This is a genomic window from Methanoregula sp., assembly GCF_028679125.1.
Classification (GTDB): domain Archaea; phylum Halobacteriota; class Methanomicrobia; order Methanomicrobiales; family Methanospirillaceae; genus Methanoregula.
In genome coordinates this window covers 123,345-145,931 of the sequence record NZ_JAJRCG010000006.1, presented here as the reverse complement: position 1 = coordinate 145,931, position 22,587 = coordinate 123,345, and the positions used below count along the sequence as shown (strand labels likewise).

Annotated in this window: 22 protein-coding genes; 17 read left to right on the top strand and 5 right to left on the bottom strand. The window is 55.8% G+C overall.

Annotated features, from left to right (window positions below; all coding sequences use genetic code 11):
- The 4 genes from LUQ43_RS06375 to LUQ43_RS06360 form a co-directional block, all read left to right on the top strand.
- A partial coding sequence (locus LUQ43_RS06375) for an amidohydrolase family protein (protein WP_299965270.1) occupies positions 1-691 on the top strand: 691 nt, incomplete at its 5' end.
- 9 nt (positions 692-700) lie between these two features.
- Positions 701-1,501, top strand: coding sequence for a formylmethanofuran dehydrogenase subunit C (locus LUQ43_RS06370; protein WP_299965267.1), 801 nt, complete (start codon positions 701-703; stop codon positions 1,499-1,501).
- Positions 1,502-1,595: 94 nt separating this feature from the next.
- Positions 1,596-2,348, top strand: coding sequence for a SagB/ThcOx family dehydrogenase (locus tag LUQ43_RS06365; protein WP_299965265.1), 753 nt, complete (start codon positions 1,596-1,598; stop codon positions 2,346-2,348).
- Between the two features lie 107 nt (positions 2,349-2,455).
- On the top strand, positions 2,456-4,423 hold the full coding sequence (locus tag LUQ43_RS06360; protein ID WP_299965263.1) for a substrate-binding domain-containing protein: 1,968 nt from the start codon (positions 2,456-2,458) through the stop codon (positions 4,421-4,423).
- 28 nt (positions 4,424-4,451) lie between these two features.
- On the opposite strand, the gene LUQ43_RS06355 is transcribed toward LUQ43_RS06360, so the two are convergent.
- Together LUQ43_RS06355 and LUQ43_RS06350 are read right to left on the bottom strand one after the other, a co-directional pair.
- Entirely contained in the window at positions 4,452-4,871 is a 420-nt protein-coding gene (locus LUQ43_RS06355) for a hypothetical protein (protein ID WP_299965261.1), read from the bottom strand.
- Between the two features lie 380 nt (positions 4,872-5,251).
- Positions 5,252-6,061, bottom strand: coding sequence for a uridylate kinase (locus LUQ43_RS06350; protein ID WP_299965258.1), 810 nt, complete (start codon positions 6,059-6,061; stop codon positions 5,252-5,254).
- Between the two features lie 111 nt (positions 6,062-6,172).
- Between LUQ43_RS06350 and LUQ43_RS06345 the strand changes: the two genes are divergently transcribed.
- The 6 genes from LUQ43_RS06345 to LUQ43_RS06320 all read left to right on the top strand — a co-directional run bounded on the left by LUQ43_RS06345 (position 6,173) and on the right by LUQ43_RS06320 (position 11,409).
- Positions 6,173-6,376: a hypothetical protein gene (locus tag LUQ43_RS06345; RefSeq protein ID WP_299965256.1), complete on the top strand. Its 204-nt coding sequence runs from the start codon at positions 6,173-6,175 to the stop codon at positions 6,374-6,376.
- Positions 6,377-6,748: 372 nt separating this feature from the next.
- Positions 6,749-6,907 (top strand): hypothetical protein, encoded by a 159-nt coding sequence (locus tag LUQ43_RS06340; protein ID WP_299965254.1) that lies wholly within the window; start codon positions 6,749-6,751, stop codon positions 6,905-6,907.
- A 668-nt stretch (positions 6,908-7,575) separates the two neighbouring features.
- The gene (locus LUQ43_RS06335) at positions 7,576-7,914 is read left to right on the top strand and encodes a hypothetical protein (protein ID WP_299965251.1); all 339 of its coding nucleotides are present in this window, start codon (positions 7,576-7,578) and stop codon (positions 7,912-7,914) included.
- Between the two features lie 174 nt (positions 7,915-8,088).
- A complete protein-coding gene (locus tag LUQ43_RS06330; RefSeq protein ID WP_299965248.1) occupies positions 8,089-9,129 on the top strand; it encodes a substrate-binding domain-containing protein in 1,041 nt (346 codons plus the stop codon).
- Between the two features lie 451 nt (positions 9,130-9,580).
- Positions 9,581-10,309, top strand: a complete 729-nt coding sequence (locus LUQ43_RS06325; protein WP_299965245.1) for an ABC transporter permease — start codon at positions 9,581-9,583, stop codon at positions 10,307-10,309.
- Positions 10,306-11,409, top strand: a complete 1,104-nt coding sequence (locus tag LUQ43_RS06320) for an ABC transporter ATP-binding protein (RefSeq protein ID WP_299965242.1) — start codon at positions 10,306-10,308, stop codon at positions 11,407-11,409. The genes LUQ43_RS06325 and LUQ43_RS06320 overlap by 4 nt, the downstream gene beginning before the upstream one ends.
- A 35-nt stretch (positions 11,410-11,444) precedes the next feature.
- Here LUQ43_RS06320 and LUQ43_RS06315 read toward each other — a convergent pair whose 3' ends face one another.
- Positions 11,445-12,074: a hypothetical protein gene (locus LUQ43_RS06315; RefSeq protein ID WP_299965238.1), complete on the bottom strand. Its 630-nt coding sequence runs from the start codon at positions 12,072-12,074 to the stop codon at positions 11,445-11,447.
- Positions 12,075-12,276: 202 nt separating this feature from the next.
- Between LUQ43_RS06315 and fdhF the strand changes: the two genes are divergently transcribed.
- Together fdhF and LUQ43_RS06305 are read left to right on the top strand one after the other, a co-directional pair.
- Positions 12,277-14,337, top strand: coding sequence for a formate dehydrogenase subunit alpha (gene fdhF / locus LUQ43_RS06310; protein WP_299965235.1), 2,061 nt, complete (start codon positions 12,277-12,279; stop codon positions 14,335-14,337).
- 2 nt (positions 14,338-14,339) lie between these two features.
- The gene (locus LUQ43_RS06305) at positions 14,340-15,593 is read left to right on the top strand and encodes a Coenzyme F420 hydrogenase/dehydrogenase, beta subunit C-terminal domain (protein ID WP_299965232.1); all 1,254 of its coding nucleotides are present in this window, start codon (positions 14,340-14,342) and stop codon (positions 15,591-15,593) included.
- 159 nt (positions 15,594-15,752) lie between these two features.
- Here LUQ43_RS06305 and LUQ43_RS06300 read toward each other — a convergent pair whose 3' ends face one another.
- A complete protein-coding gene (locus LUQ43_RS06300) occupies positions 15,753-15,935 on the bottom strand; it encodes a hypothetical protein (RefSeq protein WP_299965229.1) in 183 nt (60 codons plus the stop codon).
- Positions 15,936-16,028: 93 nt separating this feature from the next.
- Positions 16,029-16,199 (bottom strand): hypothetical protein, encoded by a 171-nt coding sequence (locus LUQ43_RS06295; protein WP_299965226.1) that lies wholly within the window; start codon positions 16,197-16,199, stop codon positions 16,029-16,031.
- Positions 16,200-16,552: 353 nt separating this feature from the next.
- Between LUQ43_RS06295 and LUQ43_RS06290 the strand changes: the two genes are divergently transcribed.
- From LUQ43_RS06290 to LUQ43_RS06270, 5 genes are all read left to right on the top strand, one after another.
- Positions 16,553-18,409, top strand: coding sequence for a molybdopterin biosynthesis protein (locus LUQ43_RS06290; RefSeq protein WP_299965223.1), 1,857 nt, complete (start codon positions 16,553-16,555; stop codon positions 18,407-18,409).
- 423 nt (positions 18,410-18,832) lie between these two features.
- Positions 18,833-19,093, top strand: coding sequence for a 4Fe-4S binding protein (locus LUQ43_RS06285; protein ID WP_299965285.1), 261 nt, complete (start codon positions 18,833-18,835; stop codon positions 19,091-19,093).
- Positions 19,094-19,147: 54 nt separating this feature from the next.
- Entirely contained in the window at positions 19,148-19,555 is a 408-nt protein-coding gene (locus tag LUQ43_RS06280; RefSeq protein ID WP_299965220.1) for a molybdopterin dinucleotide binding domain-containing protein, read from the top strand.
- A complete protein-coding gene (locus tag LUQ43_RS06275; protein WP_299965217.1) occupies positions 19,552-20,868 on the top strand; it encodes a formylmethanofuran dehydrogenase subunit B in 1,317 nt (438 codons plus the stop codon). The genes LUQ43_RS06280 and LUQ43_RS06275 overlap by 4 nt, the downstream gene beginning before the upstream one ends.
- A 2-nt stretch (positions 20,869-20,870) precedes the next feature.
- Positions 20,871-22,583 (top strand): formylmethanofuran dehydrogenase subunit A, encoded by a 1,713-nt coding sequence (locus LUQ43_RS06270; RefSeq protein WP_299965214.1) that lies wholly within the window; start codon positions 20,871-20,873, stop codon positions 22,581-22,583.
- Positions 22,584-22,587: the final 4 nt, after the last annotated feature.

Sequence of the window (22,587 nt, the reverse complement as noted above, 5' to 3'; positions counted from 1 at the left end):
TGTCGAAATGGAGACTGCCGCAGGCATTGTCCCCTACATCTATGACAAGAATGTCACGCCCAACGCAGTCCAGTGGGCAACCGGTCTCGAACTGGCACTCTATGCCAAGGACCTGAACCGGACGTTCCTCACCACCGACCACCCGAACGCAGGACCGTTCACCCGGTACCCCCGCGTCATCAAGTGGCTCATGAGCAAGAAGGCCCGGGAAGAGACCATCGCATCCATGAAGAACAATGACAAGATGATTGGCCTCACCAACATCCACACCATGGACCGCGAACTCACCCTCTTCGAGATCGCCCAGATGACCCGCTCCGGCCCGGCAAAATGCCTTGGCCTCGGCAACACCTATGGTGGTCTCGCACCCGGCATGAACGGGGATGTGTCGGTCTTCGACCTCAACTACAAGAACCTGCCCTCCGATGCAGAGAAGATCGAGACCGCATTCCAGCGGGCTGCGTACTTCATCAAGGATGGAGAAATTATCGTCAAGGATGGCGAAGTGATGAGCCACGGCCACAAGAAGACGGTCTGGGTCAATGTCAAGATGCCCGCAAACGCGCAGGTAACCCGGGATGTCAGCCAGGCATTCCACCAGGGAACCTACACGGTCGATATCAGCAACTACCCGGTCCGGGAATACCTTGCCCCGCACCAGTCCATTATCAACGTTGATATGGAGGCCTGAGGTGCGATCATGGCAACCGTAACATTAACCCCAACCAAGGTTCCCGAACTCATGTTCGAGGGATACAGCATCACCCCCGATGCATTCGCAGGAAAGACGGCAGCCCAGATAGCAGAGCTCCCGGGACACGAGGGCAAGATCCACATGAAACTCGGGGACTTCTTCACCGTCTCCGGCAACGGCGGCGAGACTGCCGCAGACACCGACATCGTGATCACCGGTGACTGCACCCGTGTCAAGTATATCGGCTCCAAGATGACCGCCGGATCGGTCACCGTCAACGGCAATGCCGACATGTATGTCGGCGGCTGGATGAAGGGTGGCAAGATCCACATCAAGGGGAACGTAGACTCGTTCACCGGGATCCAGATGCAGGGAGGCGAACTCCTTGTTGACGGCGATGCCAAGAACCATGTCGGCTGCGCATACCGTGGCGACTGGAGAGGCATGAAGGGCGGCCTCATCCGGATCAAGGGCAGTGCCGGTAACGATATCGGTACCGCCATGCTCGGCGGCACCATCATCATCGAGAAGAACGCGTTCATCCACGTCTCCACCCACGCAGAGGGCGGCACCGTCATCATCAAGGGCGATGTCGAAGGCCGTGTCGGTGGCCAGATGGTCAAGGGCGAGATGTACGTGCTCGGGAAGATCCTGTTCATGATGCCCGGCTACAAGAAAGTCGATCAGGTCCAGAAGGAGTGCGACGGTGCAACCTACACCTTCGATCACTACATCGGCGATCTCGGCGAGCGCCACCCCAAGAGCAAGGGCCAGGTCGTGTATGCGAACCTGTACCTGAAGGCGTAATGATAACCCCTTCACATCACAACCATCAGGGCCAGAAAGGCCAAACCTCTTTTTTACTCATGATCAAATCATTGTCTATTCAGGGAGTGATCCCATGAACAAGATTGGAAACGACTTCATCAATGGAACCAAATGCCCGGATTATTCCACGGTCGACCTCGTCCTCCGTGTCCCGGAACCCCCGCATGAGCTCCCGATCAGGAAAGGACAGACCGTCATCAAGCTCCCGAGCCCGAAACGGTTCAAGCTCCCGGATCTCCCGGTAAGGAAAGCCATTGAGGACTGGGAACCGGTCGGGTTCTTCTCCCGCTCCACGATGGATTTGAAGCAGCTCTCGTACCTGCTCTGGTGTACCCAGGGGTTCAAGAAGATCGTGGCAGAGACGATCGAGATTCGCAACATACCCTCGAGCGGTTCGCGGAACCCGCTGGAGACCTATTTTGTCGCGAGCGACGTGGAAGGGCTGGAGACCGGGCTGTACCGGTACCTCCCGAAATCCCACAGCATCGTGGCCGAACGTATCGACACCGACCTCACCATGGAGATCAGCACCGCGAGCCTGAACTTCAAACTCACGACCCGGGCTGCGATAACGTTCATCTGGGTAGCAGTCCCGTATCGTACGGTATGGGCAGTAGGGAACCGCGGATACCGGAGCGCACTGATCGAGGCCGGGCATGCCTGCCAGAACATGATCCTTGCGGCAGCGGGACTCGGGTTCGGCGTGGCCCCGATCGACCTCTTCCATGATGACCTGATTGTAAAACTCGCGAATCTCGACCCCGAGACCCAGTGGCCGGTCTATCTTGCTGCTGTGGGAAACGAGGGAAAGAGCGTATCGCTGTGATGATCAATGAGGGTTTATTGCCCTCCCCACGCTCCCTTTTACCGGGGGAAATTACGACATACTTTTACTGTTACAAACGCACATTGTTACTACTATTATTTTGATGAGTGACCGGGTATGGCGGGACGGGATACTACCGGAAGAACGGGGCGCTGGCTGCGATGGTAAAACGGTATCTCAAACTTCGCTCTCTTGACGAAGCACTCACGCTGCTGACCTCGACCTTTGCTGCCCCTCACCGGACCGAGCGGGTCCCGGTCATACAGGCAGCCGGAAGGGTTGCAGCTGAACCGGTCTATGCAAAATATTCGGTTCCTGAAGTGAATATCTCGGCCATGGACGGTATCGCGGTCAGGAGCCGGGATACGATCGGTGCCGGCGACAGCAATCCAATCACCCTTGAGCACGCTGCCCGGGTCAATACCGGCAACATCATCCCCCCGGAGTTCGATGCAGTCGTCATGATCGAGGATGTCTGGGAATCAGGCAGCCACTACCAGATACGAAGGGCCGCCGTACCCCGGCAGCATGTCCGTCTTGCTGGCGAGGACATCAAGGAGAACAAACTCGTGATCCCCCGCGGGCACCTGATACGCCCCTTCGATATCGGGGCACTGGTCACCTATGGGATAACATCCCTCGAGGTTCTTGCAGTCAACGTGGGCATCATCCCCACCGGCAGCGAGCTGGTGCCGCTGGGTGTCCGGCCGGGACCGGGGCAGGTTGTGGAGAGCAACACGGTCATGGCTCAGGTCTTCCTCTCCCAGACGGGTGCTCACTGCACCCGTCTTCCCATAGCACCGGATGAACCCGATCTCATAGCAGAGTCCATCCGTTCTGCGCTGAAGGATAATGACCTGGTCATCATATCTGCCGGCTCCTCTGCCGGGACCCGCGACTATACCGAGAGCGTGATCCGCTCGCTCGGGGAGCTGGTCTTCCATGGTGTGGCAGTCAAGCCCGGAAAACCGGCCATGCTGGGGAATGTTGACGGAAAACCCGTGCTTGGCCTGCCGGGGTACCCGCTCGCTGCCCAGACGGTACTCCGTGAGTTTGCAGCCCCGCTCCTCGAATCCTGGGGATTTGCCCCGGCACCGCGGTACCCGGTCACCATCCGGCTGGCGCAGGCACTCACGTCGGATCCCGGGTTTGACGAATTCGTGCCCCTCTTTGTCGGCCGCATCGGCAACACCCTGTACGGCATCCCCCACGGGAAAGGGGCGTTTGCGCAGATGGCGACGGTCAAGGCCAATGGCTACACCCACATCCCGGCACCGGTTGAGGGATTCGAGGCGGGAACCGAACTCGAAGCCTTCCTCACCACGGATTCCGGAAGCATCGGGAGGACGCTCTTTCTCACCGGCACGCTGGACCCGGCCCTTGAGGAACTCGTGGGACTTGCCCATGACAAGGGGCTGTTTGTGTATGCAACCAACCCCGGCAACACGGCGGGATTCCTTGCTCTTGGCAGCAATACCTGCCATGCGGCACCGCTGATCCTGCCTGCACAATCCCTGCCTGACCGGTACCAGCCTCTCATGAAATACCTCAAAGACGACGTGGTCTTTATCAACATCGCCACTATCGACATGGTCATTGCCTCTGTCGAGGGCCTGGGGGTATCGGATCTCACCAACGCCCGTTTTATCAATACCCGGCGGGAGAGCCCGTCCCGTATGGTCCTGGATACCCTGCTCGCTGCCGAGGGCATCGATCCCTCTCAGGTGAACGGCTACCTGCAGGAGGTGCACGGGCCCCCCGCGGTAGCTGCTGCGGTCAGGAATGGTTTTGCCGATGCCGGGATGTGTACCTCCGGCATCGCAAGTGCCAACGGACTCCGGTTTGTCCCGGTTGCCCGCGAGGATTACGAGCTTGCCGTGCGGCGGGAGATGCTGGCCGACCCCCGTATGGGGATGCTTCTCGAGCTTATCCGTTCACCGGCATACCAGAACCTTCTGTCCGGGAGTGGCGGGTATTCGACAACCCGGACCGGCACGATCCGTTGCCTGTCACCGGATTTCACCCTGATCGAATGCACCCTTCCGGTGAACCCGTCAAACCTGCCCGGTCTCTAAAACGAGCCTGGTGAAATAAAAAAGGGGGTTATGCCGGCATTTTTGCCGGTGCATTCCCGGTCTTGCAGACCGGCTTTTTTACCCACGTGAGTTCTTTTCCCTCAAATGCAAAGGATCGCATGGTATACACCCGGACACCGGCGGGCACGGCTGTGGTGTCTGCATTGGCCGGGATCATGACTGCATATGCATACCGGGTCACGGTGCCATCCGGCGAGCGTTCTGCCGACATGAATGCTTCCGGAAGGGGAGAGGGTATCGCCCGCCCGAACGTAACCAGCACTCTGACGCATTCCCGGTGTCCGCCATTGCGCCGTTCCAGTACCACCAGGGTATCGTACCCGGTTCCCAGCGGCAGGCGGGTGGACTTCCACCCGTCATAACTGGAATAGATGTTCCTGATCTCCTTCTCCACAAAATCGTGCATGATATCCGAGCTGAAACCCATAGTACTCACGTTGATTAAACGGTCTTAAAAATAAATACCGCTGGTTAATCACGTGTGGTTACCGTACCGTCTGAAGTGGATATGGTTACTCGACCTCTGGTAAACCAGACTAAATTTTTTTCACGAGGTGACAGATATTTATGCCAAGCGAGACAGGTCATTCCGTGTAAACTTAAACCGGTTTACAAAATTGTTTTATTAAGATAAACAAAATAGAGTATGTCCGACATGGACACAGGCGATCAGACACCGGTTCCGGTTTGCCGGACCATGCATCATGCCACGATGCAATCGTCTGACTGCTTCGTATATCCCACCGGCGGCCATCCATAGTATGACACACACATCAGGTCGGCCGCCTGCCATGGGATCGCCCTCTCTTACTCTGCCCTTATGATCGTACCGGCATTTTTCCCGTTGATCGCTTTCTCGATGTTGCCCCTCGTGTGGCAGTTGATGATGCGGACTTCCCGGATATGAACTGCGTCTTTGAGGAGACCAAGAACCATCGGTTCGATGACCATGTCGTCAAGATCCAGGGCGAGGAGTTCTTTTACCGTGATGTCCCGGATCAGGTCCGCATCCGGATTTTTCCGCGGGTCTTCTGTATAGAGACCGTCAACGTTCTTGCCGATAATGCAACTCTTTGCCCCGAGGACTTCGGCAATCAAAAAAGCACCGGTGTCCGTACGGTGCGGAGGGATCAGCCCGGTCCGGGCCGGGTGCTCGTATAAACCGTACGGGGGAGTGCCGTGCGTGACCGGCAGGATCCCCAGTTTCAGGAGCATCGGGAGTTCGAGGAGATCGCCGGTTTTAATCCGCGAACCTCCGTATTTCGAGAGCAGGATCGAGACCATGATCGCGTTCTGCTCGGAGATCTTTGACGAGAGTTCAGCAAGCACACCCGTCGGCATGCCAAGGTCAATGCCGATATCCATGATATGGCGCACCCGGCCGCCTCCCCCGGTGACCACGAGGACCTGGTGTTTCTTCGAGAGCGTACCGATCTCTTCGCAGAGCGGGTACATCACTTCCCGCCCGTAATCGATTGCCCCATGTCCCCCGATCTTGACAACATTGATATCGGGAGCAATGCGGAGCTGGCCTGCCACCGGCCGTTTCATGTTCATCCCTTTCCTGACCAGGGTCTCTCCCTGTAATCCGCTCGTAAGCTCAAAGCGTTTTTTCATGATGACACACTCACTCCCATTACTGCAATGATAAAGTATAAAATCTTGTATACCAACTGGTATATCAGAGCCGATACCGTTGTCATACGGGTAACCGGCTGGAGGTAAACCATGAAGATCTATGCACGTGAACGCCAGAAAGTCGGCGAGGGCGTTGAGTCGCCGAAGTACCGTATTGTCGCCGTGACCGGGGGAGAGATCCAGATCCAGGCCACCCACTTCCGGAAGTTCGAGCTGGAACAGATTGCAAAGGATGTCAAGGCGGAAGTTGTGTACATGAAGCCTGTTGACGATGAGCACAAGAAGAAAAAATAATCCTGTTTTTTCATAAGCACGTTTTTTCTGCATACGGGTCTCGGCCCGGTCTGCCGTTTCTCAAATCCGAACGACACCGTAACGACGGTGTCCCGGACCTGAAATCCTCATGAGAATTATCTGCTCTTAATACGCCCCGTTTGCCAATCGGAGGCCATTTTAAAAAACCACTTTTTTGATAGTCGCGTTTTCTTGGGAATTATAGAGTTCGGGTTTTGAATGATGGCTGAATTACCGATATTTTGCTAATATGAGGGTATTTCAGCCTCTGAAAAACGTCTAATTGTTGCCTTTTGGATGTGTACTGACCTGAAATCCTGTGGAAACGGCTGGCCGGGGAAATGGTCGGGGGTCGGATCCGGGGTTCCAGGAATGTACGTGAAGGTCGGGCACGCAGTCCGCGATCTGGTCTGTTCCTTCATGGAGCGGCAGGACCGGATGAATGAGGAACTGCTCCCGCAGGTTATCGAGCTCCCGTACCGGGTGGACGATCCCGAAGGCATATGCAGAAAACCGGAGGTAACTTCATGAATGCAGCCATCGTCAATGCGGGAGATCGCACCATGCGCTCGTGCACGTACAGGGTCCTGGCCCGGGTGAGGGTATGCGATGCGGTTTCCTGCCTTGCGCGCTCCCGCGGAACCAGCGGTTCCCGAATGAACTTCGGGCTCTTGTTTTCCCGATGATTGAACGGGATAGTATGCCATGCATAAACAGGAAATGCTGTTGAACCCACCGTTGTTAATCGCTTTTTGCATTTTTTTCAATGAATTTAAATAGCCCTGATCGGGAATCCTCATTGTGTGTCATAGGTGGGATTCAGGTACGGAACGATGACGTACCCGGGTTTACGGATACGGTTTCGATCTTGATATAAAAAAGATATGAATGGTATTGGAATTGCGCCGTGGCAGCGCAATTCCTGAACGTGATCTCCACGACCGCGTTCAAACAGAGCACAATGGCCATTATTTTTACTACAATTTCGCACGTAAACGAAAAACCGCGAGCACCAGCCTGTTGAAAGGTGGGTTTTCCGACAGTCAGGTTTTTGGCGAATTATGCGACGCGGATTTCTCCCGAAGGATTGGTGTTCATACCCGTTGTGCCATCGGTTCCGGGAGAACGCCGGACCAGGTGCTTTCTGGTAATAATACTATATTAGGTCGGTGCACCCAATCAGGTACAGGGAAATCCCCATGTCTGCTCTGTCGATCGATGTCCTTTTTGATGCGGCAATCCGTATCCAGATCATGGAGCGATCGATATCCCTCACGTTCACGGAGGATTCGGTCCGGATCCGGTTCCCCACAACCCGTCGGCTGGCGGAATTCTTAGACGTCCCCCATTACTATATCCTGCCGTACTTTGCCATGATGGAGGAAGAGGATCTGATCACCCGCGCAGAGAGAGTGGGAATCACGACAACGCCAAAAGGGAGCCGGAAACTGCTTACCCTGATGCATGGGAATTACGCCGGTGAGATGCAGGAAATTCTCGGGAAAAAGATCTTTTCTGCCCTGACCGGAACAAAATAATCTCCTGATCTGTGCCATGCAGAGTCTCCCGTTTTGATAGTATTTACAAATGCAATAAGTCAAGTGAAATAATTTAAAACCAGGTGGTTATCAGCTGATTAACTCTTAATCTTAACCTTGTTTAAAAAGAAACATTCAATAATTTCCTTTTTCAATGTTAATCTCGGTCATATTATGAAAAAGAGTGTGTGTATTGGATTGACTGCATCGGTTATTGCAGTCCTGTTTGTAACTATTCTTCTGGCCGGATGTACCAGTTCAACACCGGCAACATCAGCAACACCTGCACCGACTGCTGCCGCTACGGCAGCCCCGGTTGCAACAACGAGCACTGACAAGACGCTTGTCATCGCGACTACGACAAGCCTGTATGACACCGGGCTCCTCGATTATCTCCAGCCGATCTTCGAAAAACAGTACAATGTGACGCTGAAGATTACCTCCCAGGGAACCGGCAAGGCAATCGAGCTTGCCAAGAATGGCGATGCAGATGTGCTGCTTGTCCATTCTCCCACGCAGGAGCTTGCGTTCATGAAAGACGGGTATGGCCTGAACCGCCGCTCGTTTGCATCGAACTCATTCATCATCGTTGGTCCGGCAGCGGATCCCGCAGGCATCAAGAACATGACTCCTGAACTTGCCATGACCACGCTGCTCCTCAAAGGCACCAACAAGACGGCAAATGTCTATTTCGTATCCCGTGGCGACAACTCCGGAACCCACTCGGCCGAGAAGACCGTCTGGTCCAAGGCCGGATACAACTACACCACCCAGGTGCAGAAGTCCGGTGACTGGTACATAGAAGCCGGCAAAGGCATGGGAGAGGCGCTCCAGATGGCAAGCGAGAAGGGAGCATACGCGCTGACCGATGAGGGCACGTACCTCGCCTACAAGAAGGACCTCAAGCTGACCCCGCTGGTCACCAAGGGAGCAAGCCTCCTGAACATCTACAGCGTGATGGCCGTCTACAATGACAAGCAGCCCGCTGACAAGATCGCGATGGCGAACAACTTCGTCAACTTCCTCATCTCCAATGAGACCCAGACCACGATCGGTAACTTTGGTGTCGATAAGTATGGAAAGGCCCTCTTCATCCCGATGAGCAAAGAGGTTCCGACTGCAACTGCCGGATGGGTAGGAGACTACAGTACCCCGGCAACCGCAATCGCACCGGCAACCACCGCTGCCCCGGCAGCTGCTGCAACAACAGCATAATTTTTTTAATCCGATCGTTTTACCAGAACCCGGCTGAATCGAAGAACGCATTCGTGGTCTTCGATTCCCGACGGGTTCACCAGGATGCTGAAGATCCTCTTGTTTCTGCCGGTTGCTTGGGGATTTTATAAACTCCCGGCAGGAATGAGGTTACGGAATGGGAGAACAGTGGCGGTGATCCCGGTCACAATATCCTTCGGATCATGAGCGATACCAGTAGTATCCCGCACTATCCGGTTCAGGACGTTACTGGTATTCCCGGTTACCGGAGAACCGGATACCCCCGGCAGGTGAGACTATCCCCCGGTCAGATACGGTGTCAAATCCTTTCGGGATAGGACACGGACAGATCATTAACAAAAACTAAAAGAAAGCAGAGGAGAACATAGGAATATCTGTCTGTATCGGGACGGATCGGAACCGGATCCGCACATGTCGGGAGTGAACCAGGTTGAACGATATCACCGAGGGAATAAACCAGGCAGTCAACCTGATAGTCACGCTCAATCCCGATGTTATGCAGATCGCCGGCCTCTCCCTTTACATCTCCCTTTCAGCAACGATCATCGCAGCCCTCATCGCAATTCCGGTTGCCGGGTTTATCCACTTTCATGATTTTTTCGGCAAACGTGCACTCCTCATTCTCATCCAGACGCTCTATTCCGTCCCGACGGTTGTTGTCGGTCTCGTCATCTATCTCATGATCTCGAAGGCCGGGCCGCTCGGGTTTCTCGGCCTCCTGTTCTCCCCGGGAGGCATGATCCTTGGGCAGACGGTTCTCATCATCCCCATCATGATGGGTCTTGTCATATCGGCTCTCGGCGGAGTTGACCGAGGCATCAGCGATACGCTCGTTGCTCTCGGGGCAACCGGATTCCAGAAGATCATCGAGATCATAAAAGAGGCCCGGTACGCGATCCTGAGTGCCGTTGTTCTCGGATTCGGGCGCGCAATTGCAGAAGTGGGCGTGGCAATGATGATCGGGGGAAACATCCGCGATCAGACACGCGTCCTTACCACGGCAATCACGCTTGAAACGGGAATGGGAAATTTTGGATTCTCCATTGCGCTTGGGATCATCCTCCTTACGGTGGCCCTGATCGTTGTCGTTATCTTAAATCTCATCACATCCGGCCTGTCCCATGATTCCCCGTGGATCAGAGGGGGTTCGCAGGGATGATCCGGATCGAACACCTCTCGAAAGAATTCAATGGCACAAAAATCCTCACGGATATCGATCTTGACATCAAAGAAGGGGAGATATTCACGTTTATCGGGCCAAGCGGCAGCGGAAAGACAACCCTCCTGCTCCTTATCGATCTTCTCGACCGGCCATCCTCCGGAAGGATCATTTTTGACGGGCAGGACACTGCCGTTTCTGAAGCGAAACAACTGTCCATCCGTCGTCGCATGGGAATGGTATTCCAGAAGCCTGCGGTGCTGAACGCAACCGTTGCGGAGAATGTGGCCTTCGGCCTGAAGTTCCGGCACATCCCGCGGGAGGAGATCGGGACGAGAGTACCGGAAGCGCTCGAACTGGTAGGTCTTCCGGATTTGTCAGGCCGGCGTGCACCCACCCTCTCCGGGGGGGAGATGCAGCGGGTTGCGATTGCCCGGGCCATGGTCACAGAACCCGACGTCCTCCTCCTGGATGAACCGACCGCAAACCTTGACCCGGTTTCGTCTGACCTGATCGAGGACCTGATCCTCCGCATCAACAAAAAATTCGGTACAACGATCATCATGTCCACCCATGACATGATCCAGGGGCAGCGGCTTGCAGACCGTATCGGGGTGATTATGACGGGCAGGCTGGTCCAGGCAGGGAGTTCGAGCGAGATCTTTTACCAGCCGGCAGGCGGGGAGATCGCCCGGTTCGTGGGGATCGATGCCATTACCGGAGGAACCGTGACCGAGAACCGGGACGGTCATGCCCTGATCCGGATAGGCGGGACCTGCTTTGAAGCACTCACGATCCTGAAGGCGGGACAGCGTGCGGCTCTTTTTATCCGGCCGGAAGAGGTGTCCCTGACCCCTTCAGAATCTTCATCGGGAAAGTCCAGCGTGCGCAACCAGTTCACCGGTCGCATTAAAAAAATGGTCCCCTCAGGCCCGTTTGTCCGGGTCACCGTTGACTGCGGTTTTATCCTGACCTCCCTGATCACCCGCCGCTCCTGTACCGAGCTTGGGTTCATGGTCGGGACTCCGGTCATTGCCGGTGTGAAAGCAACGGCAATCCATGTATTACCGGACCGGGATGGAACCGCTGGCGGGCAATGATTACGGTCTCCTTTCGTTTCCGGAAATGCCGCCCGCTATTTCTCCTTATACAGGGGTTTCCATGGTTTCAGGGGAAACTGACGAATCCCCGTTGTCCGTTGTCCTGAGGGAAAACCGCAGGCTTCGAGTACCGCCTTCTCCCCAACGCCCCCGTCAGCAGCAGGATCGGTGGCGAGTGCGGAGAGCGTGATAATGGAGTGTGGCAGGTGAACACCGAACAGGTTGTCTGAGTCAATGTAGCGGACATTGTTCCGGACATAGTAACTACTGTTGTTCTGCACATAGAGTCGGCAACTGGAACGGGTCACGTGAATCCCCATGGCAGCAAGGTATGCCGGTATACGGTTCACCGGTATCGTGAGCGATAATGCAATACAGAGGTCAATAATAATGGAACCTACCCGGGTATCCGGATAAAATGGTTCATCCGCGTAACAGAGTTTCCCGCATTCGCGGCAATGATACCGTTTGACAGAGACATACAATATTTTCTGTCCATCATCACCCAGAAGGTGAGCGAACTGTTTCTTTCTCATATCATACCCGATAAGGGTGCCCCCGCATACCGGGCATACCGTGTGGCCGGTGAAGGTGAGCCCGTCACATACTGAAATGCCGGACTGGACAATATCCGTAAGAAGCGGGGGAATCCGGGGCGGTTTCATGACGTGCGCGCTCCCCCGGATCGGACCGTTCCGGGATAAATGGCGGTCAATTGATTTCGTGCAATAATTGGCAGAACCATTTTACCTTAACCAGCCTGATTCTCTATTAAACCCACCATTATTAATCATTTTTTGCAACTTTTTCAATATACTTAAATAGCCTTCCAAGCAGACCAACCTTTTATCAAGAGGTGTGTTATACATGGATTTCAAGTATGTACCGACGACGTGTCCGTATTGCGGCACGGGTTGTGGATTCAACCTTGTTGTCAAGGACAAGAAGGTTGTTGGCGTTGCGCCGTGGCAGCGCAACCCGGTCAATGAAGGAAAACTCTGTCCCAAGGGCAACTATGCCTGGGAATTCGTTAACAGCCCCGACCGGCTGACGAAACCCCTTATCAAGAAGGATGGCAAGTTTGTCGAGGCCAGCTGGGACGAAGCACTCAACCTGATCGCCCAGAAATTCAAGTCCTACAAGGGCGAAGAGATGGCGTGCCTTGCTTCAGCCCGTGTCTCCAATGAAGCGAACTACCTGATGCAGAAGTTCGCCCGTGCCGTCATGAAGACGCCCAACATCGACCACTGTGCACGGCTCTGCCATGCATCGACGGTCGTCGGGCTTGCAGGAGCATTCGGGTCCGGTGCAATGACACAGTCCATCGAGGATATTGCCCAGTCCAAGTGTCTCCTTGTCATCGGCACCAACACATTCGAGCAGCACCCGCTGATCGGGCGCCGCATCATGCAGGCAAAGGCAAATGGCGCAAAGATCATTTACGCAGACCCCCGACTCACCCCGACCGGCAGAATCGCAGACCTGCACCTGCAATTCTACTCCGGTACCGATGTGGCATTACTGAACTGCTTCATGCAGCTGATCCTCAAGAACGGCTGGGAGAACAAGGAGTTCATTGCAAAGAGGACCAAAGACTTCGAGAAGGTCAAAGAAGTCGTGATGAAGGAGGCCTACTCGCCTGAGAACGTCTCCAAGATCACCGGTGTTCCGGCAAAGGACATCATCACCGCGGCAGAGTGGTTCGGCACATCCGGCCAGTCCGCGATCCTCTATTCGATGGGTATCACCCAGCACACGACCGGTGTCGACAACGTCAAGTCCACGGCAAACCTCCAGATGCTGACCGGCAACCTCGGGAGACCGGGAACCGGTATCTGTGCGCTGCGTGGCCAGAACAATGTGCAGGGCGCCTGCGACATGGGAGCCCTTGCAAACGTATACTCCGGGTACCAGTCCGTGCTCGTCCCCGAGATGAAGAAGAAGATGGAAGATGCATGGGGCTGCCAGATTGCCGAGGGTAAAGTCGGTCTCACGGTCACCACGCTCATCAACACCCTTGCCGATGAGCCGGGCAAGGTCAAGGCCCTCTATATCATGGGTGAGAACCCGATGCTCTCCGACCCCGATCTCCACCACGTGGAAAAAGGCCTGAAGAATGCAGAGTTCATTGTCGTGCAGGACATCTTCTTAACCGAGACCGCACAGCTTGCCGATGTTGTTCTCCCGGCAACCTGCTTTGCAGAAAAGGACGGCACCCAGACCTCGACCGAACGCCGTGTCCAGAAGTGGAGAAAGGCACAGGACCCGCCCGGAGAGGCACGGGTTGACTGGCAGATCATCTGCGACATTGCAAAGGCAATGGGATACGAGAAGCAGTTCACGTACAAGAGTGCAGAAGAGATCTTCACGGAGATCACAAAGGTCACGCCCTCCTATGGTGGCATGGACTATGCACGCCTTGAGAAGCCTGAAGCCCTCCACTGGCCCTGCCCGACCAAGGAGCACCCGGGAACCCCGATCCTGCACAAGGAGAAGTTCTCCCACCCGGACGGTCTTGGTATCTTTACCGCGATCGAGTGGAAACCACCGGCAGAAGTCCAGGATGCAGAGTACCCGTACCTGCTGACCACCGGCCGCTGCATCTGGCAGTGGCACACCGGCAGCATGACCCGCCGGTCGAAAGACCTCGAACGCGAGGAGCCCACGGGATGGGTCGAGATCAATCCCGAGGACGCAAAGGTGCTGGGTATCAGGGACAAGGAGATGGTCAGGGCGATCACCCGCAGGGGAGAGATCACCATCGGCGCCCGCGTGACAAAGACCATCAAGAAGGGTGTCGTCTTCATCCCGTTCCACTACATCGAATGTGCAGCCAACCTGCTCACCCACAACGCGCTCGATCCGGTTGCAAAGATCCCCGAATTCAAGGCATGTGCCTGTAAAATTGAGAAGATCAAGGAGGCCTGAAGATGGCAAAGAAAGGCGATATGCTCTACGCGTGGACCAATGACGCAGATATCAAGAAGAAAGCCGAACTCGGTGGTGCCGTCACAGCACTCTGGAAATTCGCCCTTGAGTCCAAGGCTGTCGACGCAGTCCTCGCAATCACCAAGGGAACCGACCTCTACGATGCACAGCCGGTCCTGATATCTGATCCCAACGACCTTGCCCGGACTGCCGGCTCTCTCCACTGCGGTACCCTGCTCCTCCCAAAACTCCTCAAGAAGTACATGGACGGAGCCGCGGACATGAAGATAGGTGTCACGGTCAAGGGCTGCGATGCAATGGCATTCTATGAACTTGCCAAGCGCAAGCAGATCAATCTCGACAATGTCATCCTGATCGGTGTCAACTGCGGAGGGTCGGTAAGCCCGGTCCTTGCCCGGAAGATGATCGCCGACAAGTTCGGCGTTGATCCCAATGTCGTGCACAAGGAAGAGATCGACAAGGGCCAGTTCATCATCGAGTACGAAGGAGGCCACAAGGGCATCTCCATCGATGAACTTGAGGAAGCCGGCTATGGGCGCAGGTCCAACTGCCGCCGCTGCAAGATGAAGATCCCCCGGCAGGCAGATCTTGCCTGCGGGAACTGGGGTGTCATCGGCGATAAGGCCGGCAAGGCAACCTTCATCGAGGTCTGCTCCGAGAAGGGTGCAAAGCTTCTCGATGGTGCTGTCAAGAAAGGGCTCGTTCTCACCGAGGCTGCCAACCCCAAGGGTCTTGAGATCCGCGGAAAGGTCGAGGGCGCTATGCTCAAGCTCGGCGAGAAGTGGCGCAAGAAGGACTTCGAGGCACTCGGAGAGGGTAAGGACCGGCTCAAGAAGATCATGAGCGAGACTTCCCGCTGCATCAAGTGTTACTCCTGTATCGAGGCCTGCCCGATCTGTTACTGCGTGGACTGCACCACCAAGAACCCGGCCTATGTCAAGCCCGGTGAACTTCCGCCGAACTTCATGTTCCACCTGATCCGGTTCGCCCACATTGCGGACTCCTGTGTCAACTGCGGTCAGTGCCAGGAACTCTGCCCGGCAGAGATCCCAAACGCGCTCTTCATGCATGCCCAGCAGGTCGAACTCGAGAAGATGTTCGGTCACGTGCCCGGTGTTTCCATGGAGCTCCCGCTCATGGCGTACGTCGAGGAGAAGGAAGAGCGTGCACGGCTCCACAATACCGGCAGCGACATGATCTACGAGAACGTGTTCAACCCGGTCAAAGGACACTAATTTTTTTCGTCAATCACACATTCTTGATTGACCGCATCGCAGGGGAATCGCCTCCCCCTGCCAGAATAAATCCTTTTTAAGCCCAACCCGTTTTCGATGAGCAGCTATCAGTGCCTGTATGGGTACGGGGAATCCGCCTCCCATATCAAGCAGGAAAAATCAGTGATCGGTTGTATCGAACCGTTCGAGATAACAGTATTCATAGGCCTGCGTTTCCCCAGGCTTGAGTGCAAGAAGGGCGCTGTCGGCATGATCCTGGCAGACATAGGATACACAGAACCCTAATGACTGGCGACCGATAGCATCCTTGCCGCAGCGTTCACACTTTGGTTTTTCTGCCATTGTTATGATACCTTGGTATCTTTTGCAGATACATCTGTTTGGTTCTGCGGGTCTGGCCGGAAACCGGATCAGCAGATCATTTCAGGGAAATTATCAGGTATATCGTTCGAGATAACAGACCCCGTAGGTCTTCTTTTCGCCGGGTTTGAGTGCAAGAAGGAGACTGTCGGCATGATCCTTGCAGACATATTCAAAACCACCTTCCATTGACTGGAACCCGATAGCATCCTTACCACAGTGTTCGCACGTTGGTTTTTCCGCCATGGTTATTTTTTCTGATCTTTTTCCTACATACGTCTTGTTATATTGTTACGTGCTCCGTCGTTATCCTGCGGGAGACCATGCAGGTTTCCTGCGGACATACGGTAACATCCGGAAAGAAGCATCACCTGCCAGCCTGTGCGATCCATAAGGCGTTTACCTGATGAGAAGACAAAGAGTGTACGAAGACTCATGGGCAACCGGATGATTGAGCGGCTCTGTGCGAATATGACCCCGTTCTGCGTAGGGTGGAATTACCGGGAAGGAACTATGACAGGGAATATCACCATCCTGCATATCTCTCATGGCGGGCCTGCCAGGATCGCAGCCAGGCGCACACGGGAGGGAGGTTTTTCATGGTGACGCGTTACCTCTCTGTTATACCCCTTGACGAGGCCATGGCCCTCCTTGCCCGCGAGTTCCCCTGCACACCCTCCGTCATGCAGGTACCGCTGGAGGAAGCTGCAGGCCGGATCACCGCAGGTCCGATCTTTGCCCGCTTTTCGGTGCCGGAGATCCATCTTGCGGCCATGGACGGTATTGCGGTCGTGAGCGCAGAGACAAAGGGAGCTTCCGATCAGCGTCCTGTGACCCTGCCCCGTGCAGTGAGGGTGAATACCGGTAATGTCGTGCCCCCGGGATACGATGCTGTCATCATGATCGAGGATGTCTGGGAGGAGGATGGCAGGTATACGATCCGGAAGGCTGCAAGCCCGTGGCAGCATGTCCGCCCGGCAGGAGAGGATCTTGCCGAGTCCGAGATGGTGATGTCTTCCCGGCACCGTATCCGTCCCCACGAGATCGGTGCCCTTGCAACCTACGGACTCACCCGGCTCGATGTGATCACGGTCCGTATCGGGCTCATCCCCACGGGGAGCGAGCTGGTCCCGGCAGGAACCCGCCCTGCTCCCGGACAGGTTGTCGAGAGCAACACCCTGATGGCTAAAGCCATGCTCGAAGATGCCGGGGCAACGTGCACACGGTATCCTTTTGTCGAGGATCGGCCTGAGGTGATCCGGGAGGCTCTCGCAAAAGCAGCACACGAGAACGATATCGTCATCGTCTCGGCAGGTTCGTCAGCAGGAACAAAGGATTACACGGCCGATGTCATCGCGGGACTGGGTACGGTGCTCGTCCACGGTGTTGCCACCAAGCCGGGAAAACCGGTCATCATCGGTCGGATCGGGGGAAAACCGGTCGTAGGACTCCCGGGGTACCCCCTCTCTGCCCTGACCGTCATCCGCGAGATCGTGCTCCCGTTCCTGAAAACCTATGGTCTTGCTGTCCCGGACCCTGAGATCATCAGAGCCGTTATCACTTCTGCACTTGCAAAGGAGATCGGTTCGGATGAGTTCGTGCTCTGTGCGCTTGGGAACGTCGGGGGACACTGGATCGTCTCCCCGCAATCCAAGGGTGCCGGTGTCCAGATGAGTGCAGTCCGGGCGAATGCGTATATCCGGGTCCCCCGCCAGTCAGAAGGGTTCAATGCCGGTGATGAGGTTGACGCCAGGCTCATGGTGCCGGTGCAGGATGCAAAAGGGGCCCTGCTGGTTACCGGCAGCCACGACCCGGTCCTGGATTATCTCGCCGATCTCCTCCGCCCGTCCGGTGTATCCCTCATCTCCACCCATGTCGGGAGCATGGGCGGGATCCTTGCCCTGAAAAAGGACGAGTGTCACGCAGCCCCCACCCACCTGCTCTCCGATGACGGGAGCTACAACACGCACTACCTGCAGAAGTACCTGCCCCGGACGCCCGTTGATCTCATCTGTGTTGCCGGGCGGCAGCAGGGTGTTGTCTCCCGCACCGGGCTCACGTTTGCCGGGATGCAGGGGAGGACATTCATCAACCGCCAGAAAGGCTCCGGCACGAGGATGCTCCTCGATTACGAGTTGAAAAAAGCAGGGATCGATCCATCATCCCTCCCGGGCTATGACCGCGAAGTGACTACCCACATTGCGGTGGCCCTGGCGGTGAAGAGCGGGGAAGCGGAAGCCGGTCTCTGTGTGTACAGTGCAGCAAAGGCACTCGGACTGGCATTCGTTCCCATGGCTCAGGAACGGTACGAGCTCGCTATCCGTAGGGAGCATGCAGATGACCCGCGGATCCAGGCACTGGTTGCAGCGATACGGTCACCTGCATTCAAAGCCATCCTTGACCGTCTTGGTGGGTACGACACATCAGAGACCGGTACCCGGAGAACCGTTTCCTGAACGGACGGTTGCATCCCCTTTTTTATGCAGTTGGCGTTTCGTATCTCATAACGGGAATTGTGGGAATCGGGATCTCTGAACTACCCGTCCCGATTATGCAATCCGGTTCAATAGTTTCCGCGCAGAGTGCGTGCACGGGAGAACCCATTGATGATCGTGAAAACAGGTGATGGCAGGAAGTAAATCATTATATATTGGAATTGTGCATTTTGCACGTTATTATGAAATCGGAACCCGGATGAAAGCTGGATTCCCCCGGAATCCACATGAAAACGGGCAGGAATTTCCATAAAGTACACTGTTTTATTCAAACTTTTTTTATCGAGTTAACTACGCATGGTTACCTCGTTGTAATTTCAGATATCTTTAATTAACTTGTTCTACAACATTGGATCTATCGACGACAATGTGTGTGTGATGCGCATGGCGTTTTCAGTACATGTAAACATGGAGCGATGCACCGGTTGTGGCAACTGCGTCATCGCATGCCCGGTTGATGCCCTTGAGCTATATACCGTGGAGCCGGCGACAAAGGAGAAGATCTACGCCGTCAGGAACGGGAAGTCCGTTCATCTTGATGTGAAAGCGGAACTCTGTGCAGGCTGTGGTGTCTGTGTCAATGCCTGCCCCTATGATGTGATCCGCCTCTCCGGCAGGGGAGAAATGATCCCGACGGAGGCCTGAATCAGGGGCTTAAAGCAACCTGATGACTGTTCAGACGTTTTTATGAGGAGTACCATGACAAAGAACATCAGCTTAAACCTCATCTCGGGACGCACCATCCAGCAGGGCGTAGCGATCGAAGGCGGCAAAGAGAAGCCCCTCTACCGCACCGCCGCCGGCATTATTGAGATGGACGAATCCGACTTAAAGAAACTCGGCGCATGGAAGAACACCAACGTCCGGGTCACGAGTAAATACGGGAGCGTTGTCGTCAAGGCAATCGAGACCACCCAGGGACCCCACCCGGGCCTTGGTTTTATCCCGATGGGCCCGTGGGCAAACGCGATCATCGACCCCAACACCTACTCGACCGGCATGCCGACCTTCAAGGGCGTTCCGGTTACTGTGGAAGTTGCCATGAACGAACCGATTCTCCTGGGCATTGAACTTGTCCAGAAACTCTGCGGGGTGAAAACAGCATGACCAAGACGATAACCGATGTGATCTGCCCGTTCTGCGGAACGCTCTGCGATGACCTTGAGGTTGTTGTATCGGATGACGGCAAGAAGCTCCTTGAAGTCTACAATTCCTGCGTCATCGGCACCGAAAAGTTCCTGCACTCGCAGTCCCCGGACCGTGTCACCCTCCCGAGGATGCACCAGGAAGACGGCTCGTGGAAGGAGATCTCCTATGACGAGGCAGTCGAGTACTCTGCCCAGATGCTCGCAAAGGCAAAGAAGCCGCTCATGTTTGGCTGGTCCTCCACCAACTGCGAGGCCCAGAGCGTGGGTAACGAGATTGCTGAAATAAGCCGGTCCTGCTGTGACAATACCGCAGCCACCTGCCACGGCACCTCCCTGATTGCAATCCAGGATGCCGGTCTTCCGTCATGCACGCTGGGGGAAATCAAGAACCGTGCGGATCGTGTTATCTTCTGGGGCTGCAACCCGGCCCACGCCCACCCCCGGCACATGTCCCGGTACTCCATCTTCCCCCGCGGTTTCTTCACCGGCAAGGGACAGATGAGCCGCAAGCTGCTTGTCGTTGACCCCCGTATCACCGACACCGCCCGGATGGCCGATGTCCACCTCCAGATAGAGCAGGGCAAGGATTACGAACTCCTGAATGCACTCCGTGTTGCCCTCAAGGGCGAGTGGCTCCCTGACGTAGTTGCAGGAATCCCCAGCGAGAAGATCCGTGAGACTGCGGATATCTTAAAGAGCGGCAGGTTCGGTATCATCTTCTTCGGTATGGGAGTAACCCAGTCACTCGGCAAGAACCACAATATCGATGAGGCAATCGCACTGACCAAGGATCTCAACGAGCACACGAAATTCTCGATCATGCCGATGCGGGGCCACTATAACGTGACCGGCTCCGGAGAAGTCTTTGCGTGGCAGTTCGGGTTCCCCTACGCCGTCGATCTCACCCGTGGCTTTGCCCGCTACAATCCGGGCGATACGAGCACCATCGACCTCCTGACCCGCGGAGAGATCGACGCTATGTTCACCATCGGCAGCGACCCGGGAGCACACTTCCCGATCAGTGCCGTACAACACATTGCCGCGGTCCCTTCAGTCTGCGTGGATCCGCACCTGACCCCCACGTCCGGTGTCTCGAAGCTCCATGTCCCGGTCGCCTTTAACGGTGTTGAATGCGGTGGCAACTGCTATCGTATGGACAATGTCCCGATCGACTGCCGCAAGGTCGTTGAATCGCCCGAGGGAATGCTCACCGATGAGGAGTTCCTCATCAAAGTCCGTGACCGCCTTAAACAGCTCAAGGGGGTAGCGTAATCATGTCAGAATATATCATCAAGAACGGCCACGTCTTTGACCCGGTCCAGGGCATCAAGGGTGATAAGAAGGATATCGCCATTAAAGACGGCAAGATTGTCGACAAGGTCGGTTCCGGTGCAAAGGTCATCGATGCCAAGGACAAGACCGTCATGGCAGGCGCCGTAGAGATCCATGCCCACATAGCAGGGCCCAAGGTCAACCTTGGCCGCATCTACCGGCCCGAGGACAAGCTCTTCAGCTGCACGGCGACCCATGGCATGGAACGGATGGGCAGTGGGGCCTCGATCCCGACCACGTTCAAGACCGGCTACGAGTATGCGAAGATGGGTTACACCACCGCGATGGAAGCCGCGATGCCCCCGCTCTTCTCACGCCATACCCACGAAGAGATCCGCGACACCCCCATCATCGATGAGGGCGCATTCCCGGTCTTCGGCAACAACTGGTTCGTCCTTGAGTACCTCAAGAACCACGAGATCGAGAACGCAGCAGCCTACATTGCCTGGCTCCTCCGCGTGACAAAGGGGTATGCCATCAAGGTCGTCAATCCCGGCGGCACCGAGGCATGGGCATGGGGACTGAACTGTCTCTCCGTCAACGACCCGGTCCCGTACTTCGACATCACCCCCGCAGAGATCGTCAGGGGCTTAATCGAGGCAAACGAATACCTCGGCCTCCCGCATTCCATGCACATCCACCCGAACAACCTCGGGAACCCGGGATGTTACGAGACCACCCTTGACACCATGAAGCTTGCAGAGGGTTTCAAGGCAAAGAACAAGTTCGGCCGCGAACAGGTCCTGCACCTGACCCACACCCAGTTCCACTCCTACAAGGGAACCAACTGGGGAGACTTTGAGTCCGGCGCCAAGGAAGTCACTGACTACGTGAACAAGGCAAAGAACATCACCATCGATACCGGGAACGTTACCCTCGATGAGACCACAACGATGACCGCTGACGGCCCGTTCGAGCACCACCTCACCGGTCTCAACCACCTGAAGTGGGCGAATGTCGATGTGGAACTCGAGACCGCAGCCGGTGTCGTGCCCTACATCTACAGCCCGAACATCTCGGTCTGTGCGATCCAGTGGGCCATCGGCCTTGAGATCCCCTTAATGATGAAGGACCCGATGCGCTGCTTCATCACCACCGACCACCCGAACGCAGGACCGTTCACCCGGTACCCCCGCGTCTTCAAGTGGCTCATGAGCGAAAAAGCCCGGGAAACGCAGATCAACGCCTTCAAACACAAGGACAAGGTCCTTTCGCAGACCAGCATCGGTTCGCTCGACAGGGAGATCTCGCTCTACGAGCTTGCCCAGATGACCCGTGCCGGCCCGGCAAAGTCCCTCGGCCTCACCGCACTCTGCGGTGGCCTGAAGCCCGGCATGGAAGCGGATGTGGCAGTCTACAACTTCAACCCGGACAAGCCGGTTGCAAACCCCGACGACATCGAGAAGGCGTTCAGCCGCTGTGCAGCCGTCTTCAAGAGCGGTGTGCAGGTCGTCAGCAATGGCGAGATTGTCAGCAACGGCAACAAGCGCACCCTCTGGGTCGATGTCAAGGTGAAGGAGAATGCACAGGTTGCACGCGACATCAGCGAGAAGTTCGTGAAGTACTACAGCATGACGCAGAACAACTACGAAGCGCTCGGGCACAACTTTGTCCCGAACCCGTACGCGCTTGAAGTCGATGCAACCCAGGTGTAGGTGA